At 55.2% G+C, this 24,921-nt stretch carries 29 protein-coding genes and 1 tRNA gene; 11 read left to right on the top strand and 19 right to left on the bottom strand.

Going from position 1 to position 24,921, the window contains the following annotated elements; genetic code table 11:
* Positions 1-80: 80 nt before the first annotated feature.
* Together ACWKXT_RS21875 and ACWKXT_RS21880 are read right to left on the bottom strand one after the other, a co-directional pair.
* A complete protein-coding gene (locus ACWKXT_RS21875) occupies positions 81-701 on the bottom strand; it encodes a DUF2238 domain-containing protein (protein WP_454533458.1) in 621 nt (206 codons plus the stop codon).
* A 113-nt stretch (positions 702-814) separates the two neighbouring features.
* Positions 815-890 (bottom strand) — tRNA-Phe (locus ACWKXT_RS21880).
* 169 nt (positions 891-1,059) lie between these two features.
* Here ACWKXT_RS21880 and ACWKXT_RS21885 point away from each other — a divergent pair.
* Positions 1,060-1,905, top strand: coding sequence for an AraC family ligand binding domain-containing protein (locus ACWKXT_RS21885; RefSeq protein ID WP_454533433.1), 846 nt, complete (start codon positions 1,060-1,062; stop codon positions 1,903-1,905).
* A gap of 37 nt (positions 1,906-1,942) precedes the next feature.
* Positions 1,943-2,533 carry a LysE family translocator gene (locus tag ACWKXT_RS21890; protein WP_454533434.1) on the top strand — a complete coding sequence of 197 codons (591 nt, stop codon included), beginning with the start codon at positions 1,943-1,945 and terminating at the stop codon, positions 2,531-2,533.
* On the opposite strand, the gene ACWKXT_RS21895 is transcribed toward ACWKXT_RS21890, so the two are convergent.
* The 5 genes from ACWKXT_RS21895 to aspA form a co-directional block, all read right to left on the bottom strand.
* Entirely contained in the window at positions 2,530-3,105 is a 576-nt protein-coding gene (locus tag ACWKXT_RS21895; RefSeq protein ID WP_454533435.1) for a transcriptional regulator, read from the bottom strand. The two genes, ACWKXT_RS21890 and ACWKXT_RS21895, sit on opposite strands and share 4 nt — an antisense overlap.
* A 49-nt stretch (positions 3,106-3,154) precedes the next feature.
* Positions 3,155-4,864 (bottom strand): protein-disulfide reductase DsbD, encoded by a 1,710-nt coding sequence (locus tag ACWKXT_RS21900; RefSeq protein WP_454533436.1) that lies wholly within the window; start codon positions 4,862-4,864, stop codon positions 3,155-3,157.
* Positions 4,840-5,163, bottom strand: a complete 324-nt coding sequence (cutA, locus tag ACWKXT_RS21905) for a divalent cation tolerance protein CutA (RefSeq protein ID WP_454533437.1) — start codon at positions 5,161-5,163, stop codon at positions 4,840-4,842. Before cutA ends, ACWKXT_RS21900 begins: the two co-directional genes overlap by 25 nt.
* Before the next feature lie 113 nt (positions 5,164-5,276).
* Positions 5,277-6,578, bottom strand: coding sequence for an anaerobic C4-dicarboxylate transporter (locus ACWKXT_RS21910; protein WP_008502949.1), 1,302 nt, complete (start codon positions 6,576-6,578; stop codon positions 5,277-5,279).
* A 116-nt stretch (positions 6,579-6,694) separates the two neighbouring features.
* On the bottom strand, positions 6,695-8,131 hold the full coding sequence (gene aspA, locus ACWKXT_RS21915; RefSeq protein WP_003855923.1) for an aspartate ammonia-lyase: 1,437 nt from the start codon (positions 8,129-8,131) through the stop codon (positions 6,695-6,697).
* Between the two features lie 335 nt (positions 8,132-8,466).
* On the opposite strand from aspA, the gene ACWKXT_RS21920 reads away from it, so the two are divergent.
* Positions 8,467-8,931: an FxsA family protein gene (locus ACWKXT_RS21920; RefSeq protein ID WP_454533459.1), complete on the top strand. Its 465-nt coding sequence runs from the start codon at positions 8,467-8,469 to the stop codon at positions 8,929-8,931.
* Positions 8,932-8,952: 21 nt separating this feature from the next.
* Here ACWKXT_RS21920 and yjeH read toward each other — a convergent pair whose 3' ends face one another.
* Positions 8,953-10,200 (bottom strand): L-methionine/branched-chain amino acid transporter, encoded by a 1,248-nt coding sequence (yjeH, locus tag ACWKXT_RS21925; protein ID WP_454533438.1) that lies wholly within the window; start codon positions 10,198-10,200, stop codon positions 8,953-8,955.
* A 178-nt stretch (positions 10,201-10,378) separates the two neighbouring features.
* On the opposite strand from yjeH, the gene ACWKXT_RS21930 reads away from it, so the two are divergent.
* Positions 10,379-10,672 carry a co-chaperone GroES gene (locus ACWKXT_RS21930; RefSeq protein WP_003855929.1) on the top strand — a complete coding sequence of 98 codons (294 nt, stop codon included), beginning with the start codon at positions 10,379-10,381 and terminating at the stop codon, positions 10,670-10,672.
* Between the two features lie 31 nt (positions 10,673-10,703).
* Positions 10,704-12,347, top strand: a complete 1,644-nt coding sequence (groL, locus tag ACWKXT_RS21935) for a chaperonin GroEL (protein ID WP_023310114.1) — start codon at positions 10,704-10,706, stop codon at positions 12,345-12,347.
* Positions 12,348-12,411: 64 nt separating this feature from the next.
* On the opposite strand, the gene iadA is transcribed toward groL, so the two are convergent.
* Genes iadA through ACWKXT_RS21950 form a run of 3 tightly spaced genes read right to left on the bottom strand, consistent with a single transcriptional unit; the run spans position 12,412 to position 14,691 of the window.
* Entirely contained in the window at positions 12,412-13,575 is a 1,164-nt protein-coding gene (gene iadA, locus ACWKXT_RS21940) for a beta-aspartyl-peptidase (protein ID WP_454533439.1), read from the bottom strand.
* A gap of 10 nt (positions 13,576-13,585) precedes the next feature.
* Positions 13,586-14,047 carry a YjiG family protein gene (locus tag ACWKXT_RS21945; protein WP_454533440.1) on the bottom strand — a complete coding sequence of 154 codons (462 nt, stop codon included), beginning with the start codon at positions 14,045-14,047 and terminating at the stop codon, positions 13,586-13,588.
* Entirely contained in the window at positions 14,044-14,691 is a 648-nt protein-coding gene (locus ACWKXT_RS21950; protein WP_032104120.1) for a nucleoside recognition domain-containing protein, read from the bottom strand. The genes ACWKXT_RS21945 and ACWKXT_RS21950 overlap by 4 nt, the downstream gene beginning before the upstream one ends.
* Before the next feature lie 234 nt (positions 14,692-14,925).
* Here ACWKXT_RS21950 and ACWKXT_RS21955 point away from each other — a divergent pair, with 234 nt between their 5' ends.
* Positions 14,926-15,279 carry a DUF4156 domain-containing protein gene (locus ACWKXT_RS21955; RefSeq protein WP_014882205.1) on the top strand — a complete coding sequence of 118 codons (354 nt, stop codon included), beginning with the start codon at positions 14,926-14,928 and terminating at the stop codon, positions 15,277-15,279.
* A 65-nt stretch (positions 15,280-15,344) separates the two neighbouring features.
* On the opposite strand, the gene epmB is transcribed toward ACWKXT_RS21955, so the two are convergent.
* Complete coding sequence (epmB, locus tag ACWKXT_RS21960; protein ID WP_032104121.1) at positions 15,345-16,373, bottom strand: EF-P beta-lysylation protein EpmB; 1,029 nt, start codon at positions 16,371-16,373, stop codon at positions 15,345-15,347.
* 40 nt (positions 16,374-16,413) lie between these two features.
* On the opposite strand from epmB, the gene efp reads away from it, so the two are divergent.
* The 3 genes from efp to ecnB all read left to right on the top strand — a co-directional run bounded on the left by efp (position 16,414) and on the right by ecnB (position 17,425).
* Complete coding sequence (gene efp / locus ACWKXT_RS21965) at positions 16,414-16,980, top strand: elongation factor P (RefSeq protein WP_003855940.1); 567 nt, start codon at positions 16,414-16,416, stop codon at positions 16,978-16,980.
* A 58-nt stretch (positions 16,981-17,038) separates the two neighbouring features.
* Positions 17,039-17,170: an entericidin A/B family lipoprotein gene (locus ACWKXT_RS21970; protein ID WP_028015234.1), complete on the top strand. Its 132-nt coding sequence runs from the start codon at positions 17,039-17,041 to the stop codon at positions 17,168-17,170.
* Between the two features lie 108 nt (positions 17,171-17,278).
* On the top strand, positions 17,279-17,425 hold the full coding sequence (gene ecnB / locus ACWKXT_RS21975) for a lipoprotein toxin entericidin B (protein ID WP_003855942.1): 147 nt from the start codon (positions 17,279-17,281) through the stop codon (positions 17,423-17,425).
* A 40-nt stretch (positions 17,426-17,465) separates the two neighbouring features.
* On the opposite strand, the gene ACWKXT_RS21980 is transcribed toward ecnB, so the two are convergent.
* Entirely contained in the window at positions 17,466-18,065 is a 600-nt protein-coding gene (locus tag ACWKXT_RS21980) for a helix-turn-helix transcriptional regulator (protein ID WP_454528606.1), read from the bottom strand.
* A gap of 259 nt (positions 18,066-18,324) precedes the next feature.
* Here ACWKXT_RS21980 and sugE point away from each other — a divergent pair, with 259 nt between their 5' ends.
* Complete coding sequence (sugE, locus tag ACWKXT_RS21985) at positions 18,325-18,642, top strand: quaternary ammonium compound efflux SMR transporter SugE (protein ID WP_006178944.1); 318 nt, start codon at positions 18,325-18,327, stop codon at positions 18,640-18,642.
* Here sugE and ACWKXT_RS21990 read toward each other — a convergent pair.
* Together ACWKXT_RS21990 and blaACT are read right to left on the bottom strand one after the other, a co-directional pair.
* A complete protein-coding gene (locus tag ACWKXT_RS21990; protein WP_454528607.1) occupies positions 18,639-19,169 on the bottom strand; it encodes a lipocalin family protein in 531 nt (176 codons plus the stop codon). The genes sugE and ACWKXT_RS21990 overlap by 4 nt on opposite strands.
* 105 nt (positions 19,170-19,274) lie before the next feature.
* Positions 19,275-20,420, bottom strand: a complete 1,146-nt coding sequence (blaACT, locus tag ACWKXT_RS21995) for an ACT family cephalosporin-hydrolyzing class C beta-lactamase (RefSeq protein WP_454533441.1) — start codon at positions 20,418-20,420, stop codon at positions 19,275-19,277.
* Between the two features lie 132 nt (positions 20,421-20,552).
* Here blaACT and ampR point away from each other — a divergent pair, with 132 nt between their 5' ends.
* A complete protein-coding gene (gene ampR, locus ACWKXT_RS22000) occupies positions 20,553-21,428 on the top strand; it encodes a LysR family transcriptional regulator AmpR (RefSeq protein ID WP_454528609.1) in 876 nt (291 codons plus the stop codon).
* 29 nt (positions 21,429-21,457) lie between these two features.
* Here ampR and frdD read toward each other — a convergent pair whose 3' ends face one another.
* From frdD to frdA, 4 genes are read right to left on the bottom strand one after another with little or no spacing between them, the layout of a single operon-like run.
* Positions 21,458-21,817: a fumarate reductase subunit FrdD gene (gene frdD / locus ACWKXT_RS22005; RefSeq protein WP_000609653.1), complete on the bottom strand. Its 360-nt coding sequence runs from the start codon at positions 21,815-21,817 to the stop codon at positions 21,458-21,460.
* Between the two features lie 10 nt (positions 21,818-21,827).
* On the bottom strand, positions 21,828-22,223 hold the full coding sequence (gene frdC / locus ACWKXT_RS22010) for a fumarate reductase subunit FrdC (RefSeq protein ID WP_454533460.1): 396 nt from the start codon (positions 22,221-22,223) through the stop codon (positions 21,828-21,830).
* 10 nt (positions 22,224-22,233) lie between these two features.
* The gene (locus ACWKXT_RS22015; protein ID WP_454528610.1) at positions 22,234-22,968 is read right to left on the bottom strand and encodes a succinate dehydrogenase/fumarate reductase iron-sulfur subunit; all 735 of its coding nucleotides are present in this window, start codon (positions 22,966-22,968) and stop codon (positions 22,234-22,236) included.
* Positions 22,961-24,751: a fumarate reductase (quinol) flavoprotein subunit gene (gene frdA / locus ACWKXT_RS22020; protein ID WP_454533442.1), complete on the bottom strand. Its 1,791-nt coding sequence runs from the start codon at positions 24,749-24,751 to the stop codon at positions 22,961-22,963. The genes ACWKXT_RS22015 and frdA overlap by 8 nt, the downstream gene beginning before the upstream one ends.
* Positions 24,752-24,921: the final 170 nt, after the last annotated feature.

A 24,921-nucleotide genomic window follows, 5' to 3' on the forward strand; every position in this document is an offset into this window, starting at 1 on the left:
CATCCGGAAGGATGGCCTTTTTGCGTTTCTGAACCACCGGATGTTGCAGGCCGGGTAAGGCGAAGCCGCCACCCGGCAGGTCAGAGCGCACTATCCACATTCAAACGACGCAATTGCCGCTGATGGAAACCCCCAAGGATCAGCACCGTCGTTAACGCACCAAGCAGCGCGCAAAACATATCAGACTGGGTATCCCATGGATCGCCCTGCGTCCCCAGAAAATCATCCGCACCCTGTCCCATCGCCAAAGCAGCCCACCACTCAATGAGTTCATAGGTGGCGCTAATGGCCAAAGCAACACAGCACACTAGAAATCCCGTCATCTTATGTCCACGAACATACTCACCGCGCAGCAGAATTTCTCGTGCTGCCAGTGCGGGAACCAGCCCCTGGAAGAAGTGACCGAGCTTGTCATACGGATTTCGGCTAAGCCCGAGCATCTCCTGAACCTCAAAACCAACCGGAACCTTTGCATAGGTGTACATACCACCAACCATCAGAATGATGGCGTGGAAGAAAACCAGGGTATAGAGAAGGGGAGTCAGGGGGTATCGCCGGTGCGTGGCAAGCAGAAGTGGGATGATGATAATGACGGGCGTCACCTCCATCAGCCAGGTGACGCGATCGCTCGTGAACAGGCCGGTATAAAACAGGATCATCAGCAGGAGCAGTGACCCGACTTTTAAAGCAGATAAGGTCATATCATTTTCATTGTCAGGGGAAAAAATCACTATTACCTGACAGAAGGGAAAATTCAATGCGTAGCGGATACAGAAAAGCAAAAACCCAGCCATAGGCTGGGTTCTTTAAATAGTGGTGCCCGGACTCGGAATCGAACCAAGGACACGGGGATTTTCAATCCCCTGCTCTACCGACTGAGCTATCCGGGCAACGGAGCGCATTAAACCGCAATCGCGCGCGATCGTCAACATTATTTCGGGAAAAGCTGTTCAACTGCTTAAGTTTGCGGCAATCTGTCCGTTTGTGCCCTGGAATTGCACAAATCTTCCAGACAGTTCAGGCAAGATGTGACAATGCTGACGGTAAGAGGAGGGCAGTATGGCAAACGACTGGCTTGAGCTGCGTCAGCATGCAGAAACAGGTATTGAGACAATTAAGGCGCATTTCGAAGGACATGCCTTTGATCCCCACTGGCATGATAGCTATCTGGTCGGAATAACCCTTTCCGGCACGCAGCAGTTCCACTGTCGCCGTGAACGCCACCGTAGCCAGCCGGGCGATGCTTTTTTACTTGAGCCCGGGGAGATCCATGACGGTGATGCACCGGTAGAGGGGGGCTTTACTTATCTTACCTTTTATCTGGATGAACACTGGCTCACCCGTACGCTTCAAGGGCTGTACGACTCTACTCCCGGGAGCTACACCCTCCACTTTGCCCAAACGCTGACGCGAGAGCCTCAGTTGGTGCGCGCTATCGGTGATACATTTTCCTCGTTACATAACGATGAGATGAAGATCGTACAACAGAGCACAATGGATAACCTGCTCTCTCAGATCACTGCCCACTGCCACTGGCGTAAGAAACTCCCGTCTCAGCTACAAAGCTCCGCTGTGGCGCATCGTGCCCGCGACTATCTCTATGCGCATATCGGCGAGAACGTGGGGCTGTCAGACCTTGCCCGTGAGACGGGTACGGATCGCTTTACGCTCACCCGCTGTTTTAAGCGCGAATTTCACCTGGCACCGCACGCCTGGCTTATCCAGCTGCGCCTGGCAAAGGCCCGACAGATGCTGGCGTGTGGGGAACTGCCTGTTGATGTTGCGACGGCAGTGGGTTTTGCCGATCAAAGCCATCTTGGTCGCTGGTTCCAGCGGGCATATCGTATTTCTCCGGCACACTACCGCCGGTTGTGCACAAACCTTCCAGACGTTTCCAGAAAATAACGGCACATTCGTGGCTCTAATAAAAAAGGAGTCACCTGTGAATTTATTACCTTTCCTGCTGTTTGCATTTGTCGCCTCGATTACACCGGGGCCAACCAATATTCTGGTACTGGCTAACAGTCAGCACTTTGGCGTAAAAAATACGGTTCCTGCGATCCTGGGCGGGTGTATTGCCGCCAGCGCTATTGTTCTGGTTTCAGGCGCGGGGGCAGGGGAAGTGTTACGCCAGTATCCGCTGATACGTCAGGTAATGATCTGGGCGGGCGTGCTGTGGCTTTCCTGGATGAGCTGGCAGCTGTTTAGCGCCCCGGCCGCGAATCTCTCCTCCAGACGCCATGTCCGGTTTACCGCGCGGGCGGCGGCGTTATTACAGATTGTAAACCCAAAAACGTGGATGATGGCGCTGGCAGTTGTCAGCCTGTTTGCTCCGGCAAGCGACCATGCATTACGGGATATTGCGCTGATGGCGCTATGGTTTCTGGCGATTTCCGTGGTCTGTTTGTTGTGCTGGGCGTGGCTGGGGAAGGCGGTGAACCGGATTTTCCGCACCACCGTGGCGATGGTGCGATTTCAGCGTGCGATGGCGCTGTGTTTGTTTATTTCCGCTTGGACGGGAATGCTGGCTTAGGTCAGTGCACCACCCATACGACACTGCGCGAACCGCAAAATATCTTCCGCCAGACGATGCGCCGTATCCACATCAGCCTGGCTACGGTTCACCAGCATACGGCTCAGACAGCCCTCAAGTACGAGCTCCATCTGCCTGGCGACCATTGCCGGGTCATCCACTTCAAGCGTTGTCAGCAGTTCGTGGGTGAAGTTATGCGCCGCCCGTTTTTGCTGATCCGCCAACTGGTGAATAGGATGGCCGGGATCGGGAAAGTAGGTGCAGGCGGCAATGAACAGGCAGCCCGGGTAGCGGTTATTGCTGACACATTCCGTCAGGGCGGTATAGCGCGCCAGCAGTTTTTGCTCCGCAGTTAATTCTTCATTCAGCATCAACTGCCTGCGCCAGATATCCACCTGCTGGCTGAGATAGCGCAGCGCATCATAAAGCAGCGCCTCTTTATCCGGCCAGAAGCGCTTAAGCTCATCCAGAGGGTAATTGATACGGTCGGCTACCATCTCAAGCGTGGTGCTGGCGATCCCTTGAATCTCAAGTAGTTGCAGGGCTTGTCCCAGTACGTCTTCGCGTTGCACGGTTATCTCCTCCGCTATTCCCAACGGTATGTCCCGTCTAAAGTGTTGTTTACGGTTGGCGATTGCGCAAATGCGCGCTGAAGGCCGTTGCATCCATAAACCCGGTTACACGCTGTTCTGGCTGCTCGTCTCCCTGTTTATTGAAGAACAGGATGGTCGGCAGCCCGAGTACGTTAAGCTGTTTAAGCAGGGCCTTATCCTGCGCACTGTTGGCGGTGACGTTTGCCTGAAGCAATACCGTCTCTTTCAGAGCATTTTGCACCTGCGGATCGCTAAAGGTGTATTTTTCAAACTCTTTGCAGGCGACGCACCAGTCGGCATAGAGATCCAGCATGACTGGTTTCCCTTTTGCCTGAGCCAGCGCGCTGTTGAGTTCCTCCACGTTTTTAATTTGCGTGAAATTCAAATGCGCCTGGGGCTGTACTACCGGCGAGCCGAACGCCCAATCCTGAAGCGGACGCGCGCTCACCAGCGCGCCAGCGAGCAGGAGAATTTGCACCAGACGCATCCACGCTTTTTTGGCCCCCAGGCTGACGATAAATGCCCACGCAAAGAAGGCCACGACCAATATTGCCCACAAGCGAATGCCCCATACATCACCCACAATGCGTTCCAGCAGGAATACCGGCAGCGCCAGAATGACAAAACCAAACGCGGTTTTCACCGTCTCCATCCACCGGCCGCTCTTCGGCAGCAGGCGATTGCCAAACACCGTCACCAGAATCAGCGGCAGGCCCATACCGAGCGCATAGAGATACAGCGTACCCCCGCCGAGCCACATATTGCCGCTCTGAGCAATGTACAGCAGGATAGCGCTCAGCGGCGCGGTGGTGCAGGGGGAGCAAATTAACCCGGCGATGGCACCCATTGCGAATACGCCGCCCGCAGAGCCGCCCTGCTGGCGATTGCTCATCAGCGTTAAGCGGGTTTGCAGTGAGGAGGGCAACTGCAGCGTGAACAGGCCAAACATCGACAGCGCCAGCAGGACAAATAGGGCTGACAGTCCGATAAGCACGTAAGGGTGCTGAAGTGCGGCCTGGAACTGCAGTCCGGCCGCGGCGACCACGAGGCCGAGTGCGGTATAGGTAAGCGCCATGCCCTGCACGTAAATAAAGGCCAGGAACAGCGCCCGGGCGGTGGAAAGACGCTGTTTGCCGCCCAGCACAATGCCCGAAATAAGCGGGTACATCGGTAATACGCACGGGGTAAAGGCAATGCCGATACCAATCAGTAAGGCCCAAAGTGCTGAGAACGGAAGGTCTGATGCGGCTTCGCCTTCTCCCCTCACCCTGGCCCCCTCCCCAGAGGTGAGAGGGGAGAAAGCGGCTGCAGCCTTAACTTCGCTGAGCGGAACGATCTTCGTTTCAGGCGGATAGCAGAATCCCGCATCCGCACACCCCTGGTACGTCACCGTCAGCGTGGCGCCTTTATCTGCCTGATTCACCATAACAGGCACGCTCAGGCGCTGGCGGTAGATTTCGCTCTTACCGTAGAACTCATCCTCGTGCCACTCGCCTGCGGGCATCTGCGGTGCGCCGACGCTAGCCTTTGCAGGTGTGATGCTGACCTGCTTGCGGTAGAGGTAGTATCCCTCTTTCACCTGCCAGGTGAGACTGAGGTCGTGCTGGTTTTGCTGAAAGTCGAAAATAAATGCCTGATCGGCAGGAATAAAGTTTGAACGGCCGGGTGCGTCAAACAACCCGGCAAATACTGACGTGCTGCACAGCAGCAGGATCAGCGTAAAGAAGCGTTGAGCCATGAGAGATAGTCGTTATCGCCGTGGACCACTGGCAGCACCAGCAGTTCCGGGGTTTGGTAAGGATGATGAGACTTGAGGCAGTCGAGGAGCGCCTGCTGGTTTGTCAGATTGGTTTTGAGAAACATCTGGACTTCGTACTCCTGCTCCAGCTTGCCTTCCCAGTAATAAAGGGAGGTGGCACCAGGCAGAAGAGTTACGCAAGCGGCCAGTTTTTCGGCCAGCACTTTGGCGGCGAGATCCTGGGCAGAGGCTTCATCAGGGGCGGTACACAGTACGACAACAGCATCAGGCGTGTTCACAAGTCGACCTCCTCATCGCGAAAGTCTTCACTATATCACGCAAGAGGATTGGTCATTAATGAAACGGGCCGCAGAGCGGCCCGATTTTAACTATTTTTACAACGGCTAACCGTTTACAACACAATGCCGCCGATGATAAAGCCGAGGACGACGCAAAGCGTAATCGCCACCACGCCCGGGATCAGGAACGCATGGTTAAACACGTATTTACCGATACGGGTGGAGCCGGTGTCATCCATCTCAACCGCGGCCAGCAGGGTTGGGTAGGTTGGCAGGACGAACAGGGCAGAAACCGCCGCGAAAGAGGCAATCGCCGTTAGCGGCGTCACGCCCAGCATCAGTGCCGCAGGCATCAGCGCTTTGGTGGTGGCCGCCTGAGAGTAAAGCAGCGTCGCTGCAAAGAACAGTACCACCGCCAGCAGCCACGGGTAGTTGTGCAGCAGGTCGCCGGCAACGGTCTGGATATCGCTGATGTGCGCTTTCACGAAGGTGTCACCGAGCCACGCCACGCCCAGTACGCACACGCAGGCGCTCATACCGGATTTGAATGTGCTGGCATTCAGCACTTCGCTGGTGTCGATTTTACAGGTGATGCTAATCAGCGTGGCGATGGTCAGCATGAACACCACAATCGCTTCGTTACGCGGCAGCACCGGGTTCTGGATCAGCCCCACGGTGTCGCTGATGGCGGTCGCGTAGAACATAACGGCGACGATACCAATCAGGAACAGCAGTACGGAGCGTTTTGCATGCGGCTTCAGCTCGAAGACCTGGCTACCGCGCAGGCTCACTTCACCTTTTGCCAGACGCTCCTGATAAACCGGATCGTCTTTCAGCTCGGCACCGAGGAAGTTACACAGCACGGCGGTAATCATCACCGCAATCAGCGTGACCGGAATACAGATCGCCAGCAGCGTCAGGTAGCTCACGCCCATCGGCTCAAGAATACCCGCGAAGAACACCACTGCAGCGGAAATTGGCGACGCGGTGATCGCAATCTGCGATGCCACCACGGCAATAGACAGAGGGCGAGACGGGCGAATACCTTGTTCTTTGGCCACCTCGGTAATCACCGGCAGCGTGGAGAAAGCCGTGTGTCCGGTTCCCGCAAGAATGGTCATAAACCAGGTCACCAGCGGAGCAAGGAAAGTAATGTATTTAGGATGGCGACGCAGCATACGTTCCGCCAGGCTCACCAGGTAGTCCATACCGCCTGCCACCTGCATGGCTGCAATAGCGGCAATAACCGCCATGATGATTTCGATAACGTCAAAAGGGATTGCGCCGGGTTTAATCTGAAAGATCAGGGTAAGAACAAGCACCCCGAGACCGCCGGCAAAACCGATGCCGATACCCCCGAGTCGTGCGCCCAAATAAATCGCCAACAAGACGATGACGAGTTCTGCTCCAAACATAAAGACCTGCCTTGCTTATTAACAAGTTGATATTGAATTGTTGTATTTAGGTAACGCCTAAAAAGAAAAAAGGCACGTCACAAGTGACGTGCCTTAAGGAAGCCTAGCCTGAGCTGTTACTGTTCGCTTTCATCGGTATATCGTTTCGCTTTATATGCCGGGTGCATCAGGTTCTGGGCCGAGAAGATATCGTCCAGCTCGGCTTCGGTCAACAGTCCGCGCTCCAGTACCACTTCACGCACGCTCTTGCCGGTTTCGGCGCAAATCTTACCGACGATGTCGCCGTTATGGTGGCCGATGAACGGGTTGAGGTAGGTGACGATCCCGATAGAGTTGTACACATAGCCTTCACAGACTTCTTTATTCGCCGTGATGCCGTTAATGCATTTTTCCAGCAGGTTATAGCAGGCGTTAGTCAGGATGTGAATGGATTCAAACATCGCCTGGCCAATCACCGGCTCCATCACGTTCAGCTGCAGCTGACCCGCTTCGGAGGCCATGGTCACGGTCGTATCGTTACCGATGACTTTAAAGCAGACCTGGTTTACCACTTCTGGCACCACCGGGTTCACTTTCGCTGGCATGATAGAAGAACCTGCCTGCAGCTCTGGCAGGTTGATTTCATTCAGGCCAGCGCGCGGGCCGGAAGAGAGCAGGCGCAGGTCGTTACAGATTTTGGACAGTTTCACCGCCAGACGTTTCAGGGCGCTGTGTACCATAACGTAGGCGCCGCAGTCGGAGGTGGCTTCAATCAGGTCTTCTGCAGGCACAACCGGCAGGTTAGACACTTCCGCCAGCTTCTGTACCGCCAGCTGCTGATAGCCATCTGGTGTGTTCAGACGTGTACCGATGGCGGTTGCGCCCAGGTTCACTTCCAGCAGCAGTTCGGAGGTGCGCAGCAGATTCTTGGTTTCTTCGTTAAGCAGCACGTTGAACGCGTGGAATTCCTGACCGAGGGTCATCGGCACCGCGTCCTGAAGCTGGGTACGGCCCATTTTCAGGATGTCCTGGAACTCAACGGCCTTACGCTGGAAGCCATCACCCAGCTGGTTGATCGCGTCGACCAGTTTGACCACGGAGGCATACACCGCGATGCGGAAGCCGGTTGGGTAGGCGTCGTTGGTAGACTGGCATTTGTTAACGTGGTCGTTCGGGTTGAGGTACTGGTATTCACCTTTCTGGTGGCCCATCAGCTCCAGGCCGATGTTTGCCAGGACTTCGTTCGTATTCATGTTGACGGAGGTACCCGCGCCGCCCTGATAGACGTCAACCGGGAACTGGTCCATGCATTTGCCGTTGTTCAGCACTTCATCGCAGGCAGCGATAATCGCATTTGCCGCGCTTTTAGGAATGGTTTGCAGCTCTTTATTCGCCAGCGCTGCGGCTTTCTTCACCATCACCATGCCACGGACAAACTCAGGGATGTCGCTGATTTTGCTGTTGCTGATGTAGAAGTTTTCAATCGCTCTCAGAGTGTGAACACCATAGTAGGCATCCGCTGGAACTTCCCTGGTACCCAACAAGTCTTCTTCGATACGAATGTTGTTTAACATGTGAACCTTCTTTTCAAGCTGCCGATGGATTGTACTAAACACACAACACATATGTGGTTTTGAATATTTTCTGACCGACGATTATTCCCTCAATCGGCCAGATGTTCGAGATCATATGCTGATGATAGCGAATTGCCGTAAGCTGGATCACTTATTATCGACCCGATTCCATGATAATTATTAATCTGTGAAATGTGTCACCGCTTTAATATTTCCAAAAAAAATATCCGTGCAAACCGATTGAATTTTAGCTAACCGTCTCCATCTCTTACAGATGCGTGACGCGAACACATTCAGACAGGGGCCAGATGGCGCCTGCCACACAGGAGATGCCAGTGCGCTGGATACCGTTTATTGCTTTCTTTCTTTATGTTTACATTGAGATTTCGATTTTCATCCAGGTTGCCCACGTGCTGGGCGTCCTGCTGACGCTGGTTCTGGTGATCTTCACCTCCGTCATCGGCATGTCGCTGGTGCGTAATCAGGGTTTCAAAAATTTCCTGATAATGCAGCAGAAGATGGCCGCAGGCGAAAGCCCGGCAGAAGAGATGATCAAAAGCGTGTCGCTGATTATTGCGGGCCTGCTGTTGATCCTGCCGGGATTCTTCACCGACTTCCTCGGCCTGCTGTTGCTGTTGCCGCCGGTGCAAAAGCACCTGACCATGAAGCTGCTGCCGCACCTGCGTTTCAGCCGTATGCCGGGTGGTGGTTTCAGCACCGGCCCGGGGGATACCTTCGAAGGGGAATACCAGCGTAAGGATGAGCAGCGCGACCGTTTAGACCATAAAGACGATCGGTAATTTTTTGCCCGGTGGCTTAGCTTACCGGGCCTGTGGATTTTTCCGCTTCGGTAAAAACACCCACAGCCCCGCCAGCATGACAATGGCGTACAGACTCTTCCATCCCACCATCGCCAGCAACAGCAGGCACAGTACACCCCCGACGACCGCCAGTGCTTTATAGCGACCTTTCAGCAGACGGCAGCCCGCCAGCATGCACAGCAGGTAGATCATGATGAAAATACCGTTGGCGTAGATAATCAGCGCATCAAGGTTGATGTCGAGAAGATAAATACCCAGCGAACTCAGAACGCAGCAGCCCAGCACGGTATTCAGAGCATTCATCGGAAGTTGACGTTTAGACAGCCGCGCGAGGCGGCTCTCAGATTTATAAAGAGCCTGTGACCACACCAGCCGGGCGAAGCTCTGGATATAAATGTTGAGGCTGGCAAAGCAGGCAAGATAGCCAATCACGCAGGCCACCCATAAGGCTTTTACGCCAAACAGTTGCACCACGATACCCGGCAGTGACGCGGCGGCGGCTTTATCTTCGCCGAACGCGTTGAAGTGAAGCACCAGCACGGTACAGGCCCAATACACGGTACCCGCCAGCAGCAGACCAATCATCAGGGCACGCGGGAAATCGCGTTCAGGTCGCTTAAACTCAGAGGCTAAATGGGCGAATGCTTCCAGCCCGACAAAACACCAGAACATAACGGAAAGGGCCGCAAAAAGCTGCGAATGATCGACGTCCCTGACTGGCGGGAACGGAATATCTTTTACCGTGATATCGCCCGCCCACCAGATAGCGCCAATGAGTGCAACAATCATCACCGCGACGAGCGTCTGCAGATTCGCGCTTGAACTGGCGCCGCGTGAACCCACCCACCAGACGATGGCCAGCGTGCCCAGTTCGGCCAGCAGCAGCTGTGCGTTATGCCAGCCAAACAGCGCCTGACCAAAACCGGTCGCAATATGTAGCGCTGCCGGAAGACCAACCGGAATGACGGAGAGAAACAGCCAGCCGGTGACGCGCTCCAGACGTGGGCCAAAGGCCAGCCCGACAAAATGCGCCACGCCGCCCGCGCTGGGGAAGTGTCGTCCCAGGATGGCAAACACAATGGCTATCGGGAACACCAGCACAATCAGCACCGGCCACGCCCACAGGCTGTTATTTCCTGCCACCAGCGCCGCCAGTGCCGGTACGGCAAATACGCCCGTACCTAACAAGGAGGTTGAAAGCAGGCCAACGCCCTGCGCCAGCCCCAACTCCTGCTTAAGTCCACTCATTGACATCATCCTGCCAATACCAAAAGAGAGGCGATGGTAACACTTTCGCAAATTTTTTTTCGATTCCCCCTTGAAGGGGTAAAAAGCTATCCCCATCTCTCAGGGCACTAGTCGGAAAACCGCATGCGGGCCGGCGTCATCCATAACTGATAATGACTTTCTCAAAGGAGAGCTATCAATGAGTATTCGTCCGTTACATGATCGTGTGATCGTCAAACGTAAAGAAGTTGAAACCAAGTCTGCTGGCGGCATCGTTCTGACCGGTTCTGCAGCAGCCAAATCAACGCGTGGCGAAATCATCGCTGTCGGTAAGGGCCGCATCCTGGAAAACGGAACTGTGCAGCCACTGGACGTTAAAGTTGGTGACATCGTAATTTTCAACGATGGCTACGGCGTGAAATCCGAGAAGATCGACAATGAAGAAGTGTTGATCATGTCCGAGAGCGACATTCTGGCAATTGTTGAAGCGTAATTTACGCACGAGAATTTGAGGAAATAAGAACATGGCAGCTAAAGACGTAAAATTCGGTAACGACGCTCGTGTAAAAATGCTCCGCGGCGTAAACGTACTGGCAGATGCAGTTAAAGTGACCCTGGGCCCGAAAGGCCGTAACGTAGTGCTGGATAAATCCTTCGGCGCGCCAACCATCACCAAAGATGGTGTTTCCGTTGCACGTGAAATCGAGCTGGAAGACAAGTTCGAAAACATGGGCGCGCAGATGGTGAAAGAAGTTGCCTCTAAAGCGAACGACGCTGCAGGCGACGGTACCACCACCGCGACCGTACTGGCGCAGGCTATCATTACTGAAGGCCTGAAAGCCGTTGCTGCGGGCATGAACCCAATGGATCTGAAACGTGGTATCGACAAAGCAGTCGCATCCGCTGTTGAAGAACTGAAAGCGCTGTCCGTACCGTGCTCTGACTCTAAAGCCATTGCTCAGGTTGGTACCATCTCCGCTAACTCCGACGAAACCGTAGGTAAACTGATCGCTGAAGCGATGGATAAAGTCGGTAAAGAAGGCGTGATCACCGTTGAAGACGGTACCGGTCTGGAAGACGAACTGGACGTGGTTGAAGGTATGCAGTTCGACCGCGGTTACCTGTCCCCATACTTCATCAACAAGCCAGAAACTGGCGCTGTTGAGCTGGAAAGCCCGTTCATCCTGCTGGCTGACAAAAAGATCTCCAACATCCGCGAAATGCTGCCAGTGCTGGAAGCCGTTGCGAAAGCAGGCAAGCCGCTGGTTATCATCGCTGAAGATGTTGAAGGTGAAGCGCTGGCGACCCTGGTGGTTAACACCATGCGCGGCATCGTGAAAGTGGCTGCGGTTAAAGCACCTGGCTTCGGCGATCGCCGTAAAGCAATGCTGCAGGATATCGCTACCCTGACCGGCGGTACCGTGATCTCTGAAGAGATCGGTATGGAACTGGAAAAAGCGACCCTGGAAGACCTGGGCCAGGCAAAACGCGTTGTGATCAACAAAGACACCACCACCATCATCGACGGTGTGGGTGAAGAAGCCGCTATTCAGGGCCGTGTTGGTCAGATCCGTAAGCAGATCGAAGAAGCCACTTCCGATTATGACCGTGAAAAACTGCAGGAGCGCGTAGCGAAACTGGCAGGCGGCGTTGCGGTTATCAAAGTTGGTGCTGCGACCGAAGTTGAAATGAAAGAGAAGAAAGCACGCGTTGACGATGCCCTGCACGCGACCCGTGCTGCGGTAGAAGAAGGCGTTGTAGCGGGTGGTGGTGTCGCGCTGGTGCGTGTAGCCGCTAAACTGGCCGGCCTGACCGCTCAGAACGAAGACCAGAACGTGGGTATCAAAGTTGCGCTGCGCGCGATGGAAGCGCCTCTGCGTCAGATCGTGTCCAACGCCGGTGAAGAGCCATCTGTCGTTGCGAACAACGTGAAAGCGGGCGAAGGTAACTACGGTTACAACGCTGCAACTGAAGAATACGGCAACATGATCGACTTCGGTATCCTGGACCCAACTAAAGTGACCCGTTCTGCTCTGCAGTACGCGGCATCTGTAGCTGGCCTGATGATCACTACCGAATGCATGGTGACCGACCTGCCTAAAGGCGACGCGCCTGACTTAGGTGCTGCTGGTATGGGCGGCATGGGTGGAATGGGCGGCATGATGTAATCATGTTGTTCTGAACCTCTCAGAACGAACCCCGGGCAGAAATGCCCGGGGTTTTTTATTACCGCTACTCAAATGTCCCTTTCACGCACACAACACCTTCGCGCACCATCTGATGGCCTTTCGCCCAGACCTCGTGGATCTTCAGATCATCCGTTAGCACCAGGAAATCAGCATCGCATCCGGGTGCGATCCGCCCCTTATGCTCCAGCCCGAGAAACTCCGCCACGTTACGCGTAAACGGCAGGAGCGCCTCCTCCAGCGGCAGATGATACCGGTTGACCAGCTGCTGCAGCGTCTCAGGCAGAGATTCGAACCCGGCTACGCCAATGCCCACCAGATTACCGTTCGCGTCAAAATTCGGCTGGCTGCCGTTGCCGTCCGAGCTGAGGGTGAGACGGTTAAACGGCACCTGCGCTTCACGAGCCGTCACGATGGCGGTGGCGGCATCTATGGGTTCACGAATGCTGGTGGTGATATCGATGTAACCCCCTTCGCGGGCATAGTTCAGCGCGGCGAGGAACAGCGCCTGGGCGCGGTTGACGTGAGTTGGCAGCAGTTTCGTGCGGGGAACGTCGGCGTTATTCAGGATGTTAAACAGCGGCTCCAGCAGCATCGGGCTATTGCCGAGATGAAACACGGATACGCCCGCTTTGGCACCCAGCAGCCCCCCAACGCGCGACTGAGCGGCCATATTCGCGAGCTGGTCATCTGCCGGTGCGGAAGAGCGATGGTCGGAAATCGCGCATTTCACACCAATGATTTTATCAATCAGCGCCACATCCTTTTCGATACTGCCGGTAATCGTCGGAGACGGCAGCCCGTACGCACCTGTCAGCATCCACGCACTGATCCCTTCATGCTCAAGCGCCCGCGTTTTTGCCAGCAGCGACTCGGGATGGCGGGTCACGCCGTCGGTGCCCAGCAGGCCCACAACGGAGGTGATGCCTGCCGCCACCAGCGCAGACAGCCGCACTTCCGGCGTACGGGTGTGCGGACCGGCTTCGCCGCCGCCGCCGATCAGATGTACGTGCTGATCGATAAATCCCGGGCAAACCACCGCCCCGGCGAGATCGCTTTCAGGGCAGTCTGGTCGCGTTATAGCATGGCCCGTTTTTTCGATCGCAACGATTTTTCCCGCGGCGATCAGCAGGTCGCAATATCCCCGATCCTCCGGCGCGTAAAGATGCGCATTGCGGAAAAGATGGGGGGCGAGCACTGAAAAATCCATTTTTATCTCCTCAGAAGAGTAGCTGCATCACCCACATTGAGAGCAGGGCGTTAATAACGCAGACCGTAATAATGTGCGGGTAATATTTCGGGTTCACCCCGGCGGTACCCAGGCAGCGGCCCGTGTTTTGTACCGGGTTGCCCATCAGATAGATGGCGGGTAGCAGGACGGTGGCATCGTGACCGTTGAGCGTGCCGGCGGCGACCAGACTGGCGCAGACGCCTACGCCGCCTCCCATACTCATCACCGAGGCCAGCATAACCGTTGCCGCTGCGCCCGGAAGTCCCCATAGCGCCATGATCGGCTCGCATACCCTGCCGACAATATCCAGCAGGCCGGTTACCTTGAGCGCCTGAATAATGACAAACGCCATAACCACGTTTGGTAGCAGGCTGGTGGTGGCGATGGTAAAGCCGCGGCGGGCGCCATCAATAAACATGTCCATGATATTTTTACGCGGCTGGGCGATCATTTTTCCTCCTGAACGCGGCGAACTTCCATGTGGGCGATCCACAGACGCAGGAAGTTCGCACCAACAAATTTGAATACCAGAATGACGGCAAGCGGCGTAATCACCGGGACGGTGATGAAGGTAAAGAGTGCGGCTCCGGAAGAAAAATAGTTGGTAATGATGGCGCTACCGCTGGTCTGGAAGGTGGCGAAAATGGCGCGTTCATGGTCAGTAATTGCCCCTTCATCGGTCAACTCTTTGGTCATCCCAGCGGCTGCATCGGTGTTTTGCAGGTTAGCGATAAGCGCCAGAGAGCAGATGCCGGGCACGCCAAGGAGCGGGCGTAAAATGGGCGTCATGAGCTGTTGTGCGGCGCGCAGCCCGCCCAACCCCTCGGTGACAGCAATGATCCCGAGCGATAAAATGACTGAAGGTGCCAGTTCAAGGGCAAACAAGAAGCCATCTTTCGCCCCCGTGCCACCCTCACCGCGAAACGTTAGCGCGCCGTTCACCGGACCAAAGCTGCCGTTTAAGACGGTAAAATCCAGCACACGCCACCATTCGGTACTTTTAGCGAAAAAGCCCGAGAAAAATACGATGGTAAGGACAAACGCCAGATAGCCCACCCATGAAACTTTTTCCTCTCCTGAGGATGATGCACTCATGAAACCCCCTTTTTTAGTCGCGTACAAAAGATGTACGTTGCACCACTAAAAACGATCGGGGGCTAAAACACGATATCCCAAAGGGCATTATCAGAATTCATTTAAGATGTCGGAGGAGTACCATGCGGAATCTGGCTCGCAGAAATGCGCGGGGGTTTTTCTTTTAGTCATCTTTTAGGTATAAGATTCACACACGGACAACTACTGTCCAGCTTATTGAAAACGAGGAATAACATGCGCGTAAAAGTCTGTGCAGGGATCGTAGGAGCAGCATTGCTGCTGGCGGGGTGTAGCTCCAGCAATGAACTGTCGGCAGCGGGCCAGGGCGTTCGCTTTGTGGAAGATAAGCCAGGCAGCGAATGCCAGCTGTTAGGCACGGCCACCGGTGAACAAAGCAACTGGATGTCGGGTCAGCACGGTGAGGAAGGCGGCTCTATGCGCGGCGCGGCGAATGCCCTGCGTAACCAGGCTGCTGCAATGGGTGGAAACGTGATTTATGGCGTGAGCAGCCCGACGCAAGGGATGCTTTCCAGCTTCGTGCCAACGGCCAGCCAGATGAGTGGCCAGGTCTACAAGTGCCCGAACTGAGTTAATTTGCTGATGGCGCTGCGCCCGGACCCGTAGGGCAGTTAAGCGTAGCGCCACCTGCCTTTCTACTGCTGCCGCAGCTGTAAATCCAGCGGCGTTTTACTCGGCTCTCCGCCAATCTCGCGTGCCAGCTTCGGCACCATATACCCTGAGACCAGCGTTAACAGCTCGCGCATAATCTGTCGGGCCTCGTCATCCGTCACCATAAAGTGCGCCGCTCCCTGCACGCGATCCAGAACGTGCAGGTAATAGGGCATCACGCCCGCATCAAACAAGGCGTTGCTGAGGTCTGCCAGCACGCGAGCGCTATCGTTCACGCCGCGCAGCAGCACGCTCTGGTTCAGCAGCGTCACGCCCGCCTTACGCAGACGCGCCATCGCCGCGCGAAATTCATCGTCAATTTCATTCGCGTGGTTAATATGGTTTACCAGCAGCACCTGCAGACGGGACTGCTCAAGGCGTGATACCAGCCCGTCGGTAATACGTGCCGGAATGACAATCGGTAAACGGCTGTGAATGCGCAGACGCTTGATGTGCGGGATGGCTTCCAGCTGCGTCAGCAGCCAGTCCAGCTCATGATCTTTTGCCATCAGCGGGTCGCCGCCGGAAAAAATAATCTCATCCAGCTCTGAATGGTCGGCGATATAGTTCAGCGCGACCTGCCAGTTACGTTTGTTTCCCTGGTTTTCGGCATACGGGAAGTGCCGACGGAAGCAATAACGACAATTTACCGCGCAGCCGCCTTTAACCAGCAGCAGGGCGCGGTTGAGATATTTGTGCAGTAAGCCGGGCACCACGCTGTTCTGCTCTTCCAGCGGATCGGTGCTGTAACCCGGCGCGGTGATAAACTCATCCTGCGACGTAAGCGTTTGTTTTAATAGAGGATCGTCGGGATTGCCTTTTTCCATCCGCGCCACAAACGCGCGGGGAACACGCAGGGCGAAAAGGCGCTTTGCCTCGCGGCCTGCAAGCAACTCTGGGTGCTGATCGAGGTCTAAAAGACGCAGCAATTCATCAGGACTGGTGATTACATCGGCAAGTTGCGATAACCAATCTTCTCTGGACGGGGTGTTTAGGGTTACAATATGCGCCATTTTGTGGCTTAGCTACCAGTTAACAAATTTAGAGGGCCTTATGGCAACGTACTATAGCAACGATTTTCGTGCTGGTCTTAAAATCATGATGGACGGCGAACCGTACGCGGTTGAAGCCAGCGAATTCGTTAAACCAGGTAAAGGCCAGGCATTCGCACGCGTTAAGCTGCGCCGCCTGCTGACCGGTACCCGTGTTGAGAAAACCTTCAAATCTACTGACTCCGCTGAAGGCGCTGATGTTGTCGATATGAACCTGACTTACCTGTACAACGACGGTGAGTTCTGGCACTTCATGAACAACGAAACGTTCGAGCAGCTGTCTGCTGACGCGAAAGCGATTGGCGATAACGCGAAGTGGCTGCTGGATCAGGCTGAGTGCATCGTGACCCTGTGGAACGGCCAGCCTATCGCTGTGACTCCACCAAACTTTGTTGAACTGGAAATCGTTGAAACCGATCCAGGTCTGAAAGGTGACACCGCAGGTACTGGCGGCAAGCCAGCAACGCTTTCTACTGGCGCTGTGGTGAAAGTACCTCTGTTCGTTCAGATCGGTGAAGTGATCAAAGTGGATACTCGCTCCGGCGAATACGTATCCCGCGTGAAGTAATTTACGTCATGATTCGAGGCGCAGCGCCCGCTGCGCCTGATTTTTGCAGGCAGGGATGATGAAACGTACCGTTAAAATTCTGCTTCTGTTAGCACTCTCCAGCGTACTGCTTTCCGGCTGTAACACCGCCCGTGGCATGGGGGAAGATATCCAGGACCTCGGTCATATCATTTCTCACGCAGCCAGCTAAGTCCGTCTAATTTTCCTAAAATTGCTTCCTTTTCCGTCAATCGGCGGGATCTTGTCTATTCTTAAGTTGCTATACACAAAACAACTTTGGCTATAAAAGGAAGATATTATGGTTAAGAAAACAATTGCAGCGATCTTTTCTGTCCTCGTGCTTTCCTCAGTGTTGACTGCATGTAATACCACCCGCGGCGTAGGGGAAGATATCTCCGACGGTGGTAACGCGATTTCTGGTGCAGCAACTAAAGCCCAAAACTAATGAAGCATGGACGGTACGGCGCGTCAGTTCCACCGTACCGTCAATTCTCTACTTCCTGCAGGGATAAAAACGGAGAAAAGCGTGTATCCATATGCAGCTTCATGCGGATATTGCGTTTATAGGTATAAACCGTTTTTCCGTTAATACTCAGGTGAGCGGCAATCTTTTGGTTGCTCGCGCCGTCCATCCATAACGTCAGCACTTTCTCCTCCTGTCGGGTCAGCAAAGGGGCGGCCACCGTCGGGCGGTACGAGCTTGCGCGCGAAATTAACGCGTCATTGATAACCGTCGCGATTTCCTCAAGAGGGGCGTTTTTCATGAGTGAAGACCAGACCGGGAAGTTCCCGAGCCAGGTCGCCAGGTCCTTGTCCTCTCCCGATTGCAGCATAATAAAAGGTAATTGTTCGCTGGCATTCAGCAAAGAAGAGAGTTGCTGGAAATGGTGAATATCCTGTCTGAAACCATGCAGGTCAGCGATGACCAGCTCAGGTTTCCATTGCAGAATGTGCTCTCTGGCGAGGAATAGATTGTTCAGCCCGGTCACAACGTAGTGCCCCGGGAACAAACCGGAATGATTGAGCCATGCTTCAAACCCCGTACGGGTGAAGTGACAACGGTCAATCAAAAGAATCTTGAACATATTTTATTCGCAGTCGGCTAGTGGTTTGGCTTCCTGCCATCAGAAAGCACATCATCATAGAGAAGTCCGATGAGCTATAAATGCCTGAACTCCGCGCCATACTGCGGCTATTTCTGGGCTTAACGCGTTCATCAGAAAATGATTGAAAAAAAATCGCACGCTAACCAAAATATGGGGTGTTATCTGCCTTGCGGGACGACCCGTAAGCGCTTCCTTCATCGGGGACGGCCCCAACTGTTTCTAAGTTAAGGAGCCCGAGATGTCCTGGATTATTCTCTTTATTGCTGGTCTGCTCGAAGTGGTATGGGCGATTGGTCTCAAGTATACCCACGGATTTACCCGCCTGACGCCCAGCGTCATTACCGTCACGGCGATGATCGTGAGCATTGTTTTGCTCTCGTGGGCGATGCGTTCCCTGCCCGTGGGAACGGCTTACGCCGTCTGGACGGGGATCGGTGCCGTAGGCGCGGCGATTACCGGCATTCTGCTGCTGGGTGAGTCAGCGAGCCTGGCGCGTATCGCCAGCCTCGCTCTGATTGTGGCTGGTATCATTGGACTGAAGCTCAGCACCCATTAACGGGGCTGTTTTACCCAGATGAGTTTCGACACATCAAACCCTTGCCGGGTCGCGACGTCCAGCATCTGTTGTTTCATCTCTGACGGAATAGTTGGCGTGCGGGAAAGTATCCACAGATAGTCGCGATCCGGCCCGCAGACCAGCGCGTGACGGTACTCTCTGTCGAGCGCTATCACGTTATAGCCGCCATAAAACGGGCCAAAGAAAGAGACTTTGAGCGCGGCCCGTCGCGGGTCGCCAGTAAAGTAGGCTTTCCCAACCGACTGCTGCCACATCTCCCGATCGGGATTATAGCCCCGGTTGATCACCTGAATACCGCCATCATCCATTGGGCTGTAATTCGCAGTGACCTTCTCTAAGCCCTGCTCAAACCGATGGTCGAGGCGCGCGATTTCATACCATGTTCCAAGGAAGCGTTGTGCATCAAAAGGCGTGACGACGGTAACGCCGGGAGGTGGAGTAGGTGAACTGCAGGCAACCACTAAAAACGCGGCTGTCACCGCGGCGATAACAGGCAAAATGCGCATAGGAGTTTCCTTACTGTTTTTTGTTAAGTGTAGATGACGGCAAGGAAAATGTGGTTTTTGTGCGGTGTGTTTCGCCGGGTAAGCGCAGCGCCACCCGGCAAAGTTTTACTGCAGCGCGTCGAGGATACGGTATGCCGCCTCAACGCGTGTCGGGTTCGGATAGCTTTTATTCGCCAGCATCACAATGCCGAGCTGCTTTTCAGGAATAAAGGCCACGTAGCTGCCAAACCCGCCGGTTGAGCCTGTTTTGTGGACCCAGGACGCGTTGACCGGGGGGGCCGGAGGATTTACTTCTGCTACGGGCAACGGCGCCAGCGCCACCTTATTGTCGCTACCTTCTACCACGGTTTTGGCATCGACCGGCCAGTTAAGCATTTCCCAGCCTAGCCCCTGATACATGGCCCCTACGCGCCAGTAGCGAGACTGCGCCAGGGCAATGCCTTGCCTGAGTGAAGTATCCTGAAGGGAGTCCGGCTTCATGTTGATCATCACCCAGCTCGCCATATCCTGCACGTTGGTTTTCACCCCATACGCCTCTGCGTCCAGCATGCCTGGCGAAACGTGGACCGCTTTACCGTCACGGTATCCCCAGGCGTAATGCGCTTCTTCCGTTTTCGGGACGTTAATCCAGGTATGGTTCAGCTTGAGCGGCTTGAAGACCCGCGTCGTCATGGCTTGCTCATAGCTCATGCCGGAAGGTTTGACCGCCAGCGCGCCAAAAAGGCCGATGCTGGAGTTGGCGTAAAGACGCGTTGTGCCCGGTTTCCACTGAGGCTGCCAGTTCTGATAAAAGCGCAGCAGAGAGGCATTATCAGTGACCTCGTCCGGCACCTGGAGCGGCAGGCCACCAGCGGTATAAGTCGCCAGATCGAGCATGCGAATTCCCTGCCATTGCGTGCCTGTCAGCTCAGGCCAGTATTTAGTCACCGGATCGCCCAGCGAAATTTCACCGCGAGCAATGGCATCGCCACCCAGCACGCCGGTGAAGGTTTTACTTATAGAACCCAGTTCGAACAGGGTTTGTGGAGTAACGGGCTTGTTTGCCGCAACGTCGGCTTTTCCGAAGGTAAAGTAGTGCGGCTGGCCCTGATAAATCACGGCTACCGCCATGCCTGGAATACCCTGCGCTTTCATCAGGGGCGTGACGCTACGCTCTACAACATCAGCCAGCTGTTTTTCTGACATCGGCGCGGCGAGTACAGCGGAGGAGGTGCTGAGCAGCAGGGCGCAGCAAAGGGATTTTTTCATCATTAATTATCTTCCGTAATAGCAGGTCAAGGGTGTGTCCGGGCCCGACAGACCGCTGTAGTTTGTTAGATTTGACTATGGCTGACAAACGGTTAAATTTAGCATTAGCTGTTAATTTTTCTAACGGATGGAACGATGACCCGCAGCTATCTCCCGTTAAATTCGCTTCGCGCCTTCGAAGCGGCCGCAAGGCATCTCAGTTTTACGCATGCAGCGATAGAGCTGAACGTCACCCATTCTGCCATCAGCCAGCACGTTAAGGCGCTGGAGCAGCATCTGAATTGTCAGCTGTTTGTCCGCGTTTCGCGCGGCCTGATGCTGACAACGGAGGGGGAAAATTTGCTGCCGGTGCTGAATGATTCATTCGATCGTATCGCCGGAATGCTGGATCGCTTTGCCAGCCAGCGCGCTCAGGAGAAGCTAAAAGTTGGTGTGGTAGGGACTTTCGCCACGGGTATCTTGTTCTCTCTGCTCGCAGACTTTCGGCGCTGTTATCCGCATATCGACCTTCATCTCTCAACCCATAACAACCGTGTCGATCCTGCGGCTGAAGGGCTTGATTATACGATCCGCTACGGTGGTGGCGCATGGCACGGCACCGAGGCGCAATTCCTGTGCCCTGCGCCGCTGGCACCGCTTTGCTCGCCTGATATCGCCGCCGTGCTGCAGTCTCCGGCCGACATCCTGAAGTTTACCCTGCTGCGCTCCTACCGACGCGACGAATGGTCGGCGTGGATGCAGGCGGCGGGGGAACATCCCCCGTCACCCACGCATCGGGTGATGGTCTTTGATTCGTCTGTCACCATGCTGGAAGCCGCCCAGGCAGGCACAGGGATTGCCATTGCGCCTGTCGATATGTTTACCCATTTGCTCAACAGCGAGCGCATTGTTCAGCCGTTTACAACGCAGATTGATCTGGGTAGCTACTGGTTAACAAGACTGCAGTCGCGGGCTGAAACGTCCGCAATGCGTGAATTTGCCCAGTGGCTGGTGGGAAAAATGCAGAAATAAAAGGCCCGCCGGATGGCGGGCCAGAAGCGTCAGATAGTGACGACCGCAATCAGCGTCACGACCGTCAGGATGGTTGCCAGCCCGTAGAATACCCATTTACCGCTCGGGACATGGATTTTCAGATCGTGCATTGCATGGTGAATACGGTGCAGACCACACCACAATGGCAGGACGATCATCAGGAAGATAAACACGCGACCGATAAAGCTGCTCGCAAAGGCCAGTACGCGCTCATAGCTCAGCGCATCGCCCGGGAACAACCCCAGCGGCAGCATGATCCCGACCAGCAGGATAATGACCGGGGCAATAATGGCGCTCCACATGCCGCCTGCGCCAAACAGCCCCCAGAAGACCGGCTCGTCTGAACGTTTTGGATTTGGATTGATCACAGTAGTCTCCTTACCAGAACAGTGCGACAAACAGAATGACCACAGAGACAACTGCCGTCACTGCCCAGAGCCCTTTAATGACCGGCTCTGGCCCCATTTTTTCGCCTTTTACAATGATGTTCGCTGCTTTTGGCGCCAGTTCAAACCAGGTTTTGGTATGAAGCAGCGCCGCCGCGAGCACGATCAGGTTCAGCACCACGATGATCGGGTTTTGCAGGAAGCCCACAAAGCTGGCCCAGGTTTCCGGCCCGTGTTTAAGGGCGAAAACGCCGTACATCAGCTCAAGGCTGAACCAGACCGCCGGTACCGCCGTGCCTTCACGCAGCATATAGAAGCGATAAAACGGCAGGTTTTTCCACCAGGTGGACGGCATTGGTCGCACGTAGGCTTTGCGTTTAGTCGTCATCATGCACTCCTTAGCGTGGTTTCAGGGTTGCGATAAGAAAGTCTTTCGAGCTTTCCACTTTACCCTGCTGAATTGCGGCGGCCGGGTCGACGTGCTTCGGACAGACTTCGGAGCAGTAGCCCACAAACGTACAGGTCCAGACGCCGTTCTGGCTGTTAAGCTGCGCCATACGTTCTTTTTTGCCGTGGTCGCGGCTGTCTTCGTTATAGCGGTGCGCCAGGGTAATGGCGGCCGGGCCGATAAACTCCGGGTTCAGGCCAAACTGAGGACAGGCGGCATAGCACAAGCCGCAGTTGATGCAGCCGGAGAACTGATGGTATTTCGCCATCTGCGCCGGTGTCTGGGTATTTGGCCCCTGTTCCGGCGTGCGCGGGTTGCCGATGATGTACGGCTTAATCGCTTCCAGGCTTTCGATAAAGTGGGTCATATCGACCACCAGATCGCGCTCGATCGGGAAGTTACCCAGCGCTTCAACCTTGATGCCTTTGGTATAATCGCGCAGGAAGGTTTTACAGGCCAGCTTCGGCACCTTGTTGACCATCATGCCGCATGAGCCGCAGATCGCCATGCGGCAGGACCAGCGGTAGCTCAGGTCCGGCGCCAGGTTGTCTTTGATATAGCCGAGCGCATCCAACAGGGAGGTTTGCTCGTCATAAGGGACTTCGTAGAAAGCGCTGTGGGGGGCGGTATCCACTTCCGGGTTGTAGCGCACCACTTCAACTTTCAGTTTTTGCATCTCAGCCATTCGCCTTCTCCTTCTTCTCGGCGGCTTCTGCTTCTGCGCCGTACACGCGTTTAGCCGGTGGCAGCGTGGTGATTTTCACGTCGCTGTAGTCCAGGCGCGTGGTGCCATCCGCATCGCGCCAGGCGAGAGTGTGTTTCAGGAAATTGACGTCGTCACGTTCGGTACAGCCTTCGTCCAGACGCTGGTGGGCGCCGCGGGATTCTTTACGCGCCAGCGCAGAGTGCGCCATACATTCTGCGACGTTCAGGCCGTGACCCAGTTCGATGGTATAGAGCAGGTCGGTATTGAAGACGCTGGAGGTGTCGGTGATGCGCACGCGCTTGAAGCGCTCCTGGAGTTCCGCCAGCTTGTCGACGGTTTTCTGCATCAGCTCTGGCGTACGGTAGATACCGCAGCCTTCTTCCATCGACAGCCCCATCTCGTCGTGGATCTTTGACCAGTTCTCGTTGCCTTCCTGGTTTACCAGATCCTTCAGGCGTTTCTCAACGTCTGCGACCTGTGCATCCAGCGCGGCACCGTTGGCTTCGCCTGCGGTAGCCGCCCGCTCCATCGCGCGCTCGCCCGCCATGCGGCCAAAGACGACCAGCTCTGCCAGCGAGTTAGAGCCCAGACGGTTGGCGCCGTGCAGGCCGACGGAGGAGCATTCGCCAACGGCAAACAACCCCTTGATGCGTGTTTCACACTGCTGGTCGGTTTCGATTCCGCCCATGGTGTAGTGCGCGGTTGGACGCACCGGAATCGGCTCTTTCACCGGGTCGACGCCCACATAGGCTTTTGCCAGTTCGCAGATGAACGGCAAACGCTCCAGCAGTTTCTTCTCACCCAGATGACGCAGATCGAGGTGAACCACGTCGCCGCGCGGCGTGGAGATGGTGTTGCCTTTGCGCCACTCGTGCCAGAAGGCCTGAGAGACTTTGTCGCGCGGGCCGAGTTCCATGTATTTGTTCTTCGGCTCGCCGAGTGGGGTTTCCGGACCCATGCCGTAATCCTGCAGATAGCGGTAGCCGTTTTTGTTGACCAGGATACCGCCTTCACCGCGGCAGCCTTCCGTCATCAGAATGCCGGAGCCCGGCAGGCCGGTTGGGTGATACTGCACGAACTCCATATCGCGCAGCGGCACGCCGTGGCGGAGCGCCATGCCCATCCCGTCGCCGGTGACGATGCCGCCATTGGTGTTATAACGATAAACGCGGCCCGCACCGCCCGTTGCCATTACCACCGCATTGGCGCGGATCTGGACGAGCGTGCCTTCCATCATGTTCATCGCCACCAGGCCACGTGCATGACCATCGTCGACCAGAATGTCGAGGACAAAATGTTCATCGAAGCGCTGAATTTGTGGGAACTGAAGGGAGGTCTGGAAGAGGGTGTGCAGCATGTGGAAGCCGGTCTTATCGGCGGCGAACCAGGTGCGCTCTATTTTCATTCCGCCGAAGCGGCGAACGTTAACGCTGCCGTCCGGCCGGCGGCTCCACGGACATCCCCACTGCTCGAGCTGGGTCATTTCCGTTGGGCAATGGTGCACGAAGTAGTCAACGACATCCTGTTCGCAAAGCCAGTCGCCCCCTGCAACCGTGTCGTGGAAATGGTATTCAAAGCTGTCATGATCCTGCGCAACGGCGGCGGATCCTCCCTCTGCTGCCACCGTGTGGCTGCGCATTGGATAGACTTTTGAAATCAATGCGATTTTAGCGTCAGGATTAGCTTGTGCTGCAGCAATCGCAGCACGTAATCCAGCCCCGCCAGCGCCTATTACGGCAAGATCGGCTTGAAAAGTTTGCACGACATTCCTCCAGATTTTTGTTATTTCGCAACGCGACAAACTAAAGGTAGTTCACCCGTCCAGACGGACGATTGCGAAAGCGTTTCCACTGCTCCTTTATGGGTAAAAGAGTATAACCGTGTAGACGTCAGGGAAATTTGACGTGTTCGATTTTTTTGCTGTTCTGTGCG

The organism is Enterobacter sp. UPMP701 (genome assembly GCF_053709515.1).

What these genes read in the sequence shown, in the direction of transcription:
- ampR (WP_454528609.1), top strand. Translation starts at nt 20,553, where the DNA reads ATGACCCGCAGCTATCTCCCGTTAAATTCGCTTCGCGCCTTCGAAGCG.
- ACWKXT_RS21980 (WP_454528606.1), bottom strand. Translation starts at nt 18,065, where the DNA reads ATGTTCAAGATTCTTTTGATTGACCGTTGTCACTTCACCCGTACGGGG.
- frdC (WP_454533460.1), bottom strand. Translation starts at nt 22,223, where the DNA reads ATGACGACTAAACGCAAAGCCTACGTGCGACCAATGCCGTCCACCTGG.
- ACWKXT_RS21900 (WP_454533436.1), bottom strand. Translation starts at nt 4,864, where the DNA reads ATGGCTCAACGCTTCTTTACGCTGATCCTGCTGCTGTGCAGCACGTCA.
- epmB (WP_032104121.1), bottom strand. Translation starts at nt 16,373, where the DNA reads ATGGCGCATATTGTAACCCTAAACACCCCGTCCAGAGAAGATTGGTTA.
- iadA (WP_454533439.1), bottom strand. Translation starts at nt 13,575, where the DNA reads ATGGATTTTTCAGTGCTCGCCCCCCATCTTTTCCGCAATGCGCATCTT.
- ACWKXT_RS21970 (WP_028015234.1), top strand. Translation starts at nt 17,039, where the DNA reads ATGAAACGTACCGTTAAAATTCTGCTTCTGTTAGCACTCTCCAGCGTA.
- ecnB (WP_003855942.1), top strand. Translation starts at nt 17,279, where the DNA reads ATGGTTAAGAAAACAATTGCAGCGATCTTTTCTGTCCTCGTGCTTTCC.
- ACWKXT_RS21955 (WP_014882205.1), top strand. Translation starts at nt 14,926, where the DNA reads ATGCGCGTAAAAGTCTGTGCAGGGATCGTAGGAGCAGCATTGCTGCTG.
- efp (WP_003855940.1), top strand. Translation starts at nt 16,414, where the DNA reads ATGGCAACGTACTATAGCAACGATTTTCGTGCTGGTCTTAAAATCATG.
- aspA (WP_003855923.1), bottom strand. Translation starts at nt 8,131, where the DNA reads ATGTTAAACAACATTCGTATCGAAGAAGACTTGTTGGGTACCAGGGAA.
- ACWKXT_RS21910 (WP_008502949.1), bottom strand. Translation starts at nt 6,578, where the DNA reads ATGTTTGGAGCAGAACTCGTCATCGTCTTGTTGGCGATTTATTTGGGC.
- groL (WP_023310114.1), top strand. Translation starts at nt 10,704, where the DNA reads ATGGCAGCTAAAGACGTAAAATTCGGTAACGACGCTCGTGTAAAAATG.
- ACWKXT_RS21950 (WP_032104120.1), bottom strand. Translation starts at nt 14,691, where the DNA reads ATGAGTGCATCATCCTCAGGAGAGGAAAAAGTTTCATGGGTGGGCTAT.
- yjeH (WP_454533438.1), bottom strand. Translation starts at nt 10,200, where the DNA reads ATGAGTGGACTTAAGCAGGAGTTGGGGCTGGCGCAGGGCGTTGGCCTG.
- ACWKXT_RS22015 (WP_454528610.1), bottom strand. Translation starts at nt 22,968, where the DNA reads ATGGCTGAGATGCAAAAACTGAAAGTTGAAGTGGTGCGCTACAACCCG.
- ACWKXT_RS21875 (WP_454533458.1), bottom strand. Translation starts at nt 701, where the DNA reads ATGACCTTATCTGCTTTAAAAGTCGGGTCACTGCTCCTGCTGATGATC.
- ACWKXT_RS21990 (WP_454528607.1), bottom strand. Translation starts at nt 19,169, where the DNA reads ATGCGCATTTTGCCTGTTATCGCCGCGGTGACAGCCGCGTTTTTAGTG.
- ACWKXT_RS21885 (WP_454533433.1), top strand. Translation starts at nt 1,060, where the DNA reads ATGGCAAACGACTGGCTTGAGCTGCGTCAGCATGCAGAAACAGGTATT.
- sugE (WP_006178944.1), top strand. Translation starts at nt 18,325, where the DNA reads ATGTCCTGGATTATTCTCTTTATTGCTGGTCTGCTCGAAGTGGTATGG.
- blaACT (WP_454533441.1), bottom strand. Translation starts at nt 20,420, where the DNA reads ATGATGAAAAAATCCCTTTGCTGCGCCCTGCTGCTCAGCACCTCCTCC.
- ACWKXT_RS21945 (WP_454533440.1), bottom strand. Translation starts at nt 14,047, where the DNA reads ATGATCGCCCAGCCGCGTAAAAATATCATGGACATGTTTATTGATGGC.
- ACWKXT_RS21930 (WP_003855929.1), top strand. Translation starts at nt 10,379, where the DNA reads ATGAGTATTCGTCCGTTACATGATCGTGTGATCGTCAAACGTAAAGAA.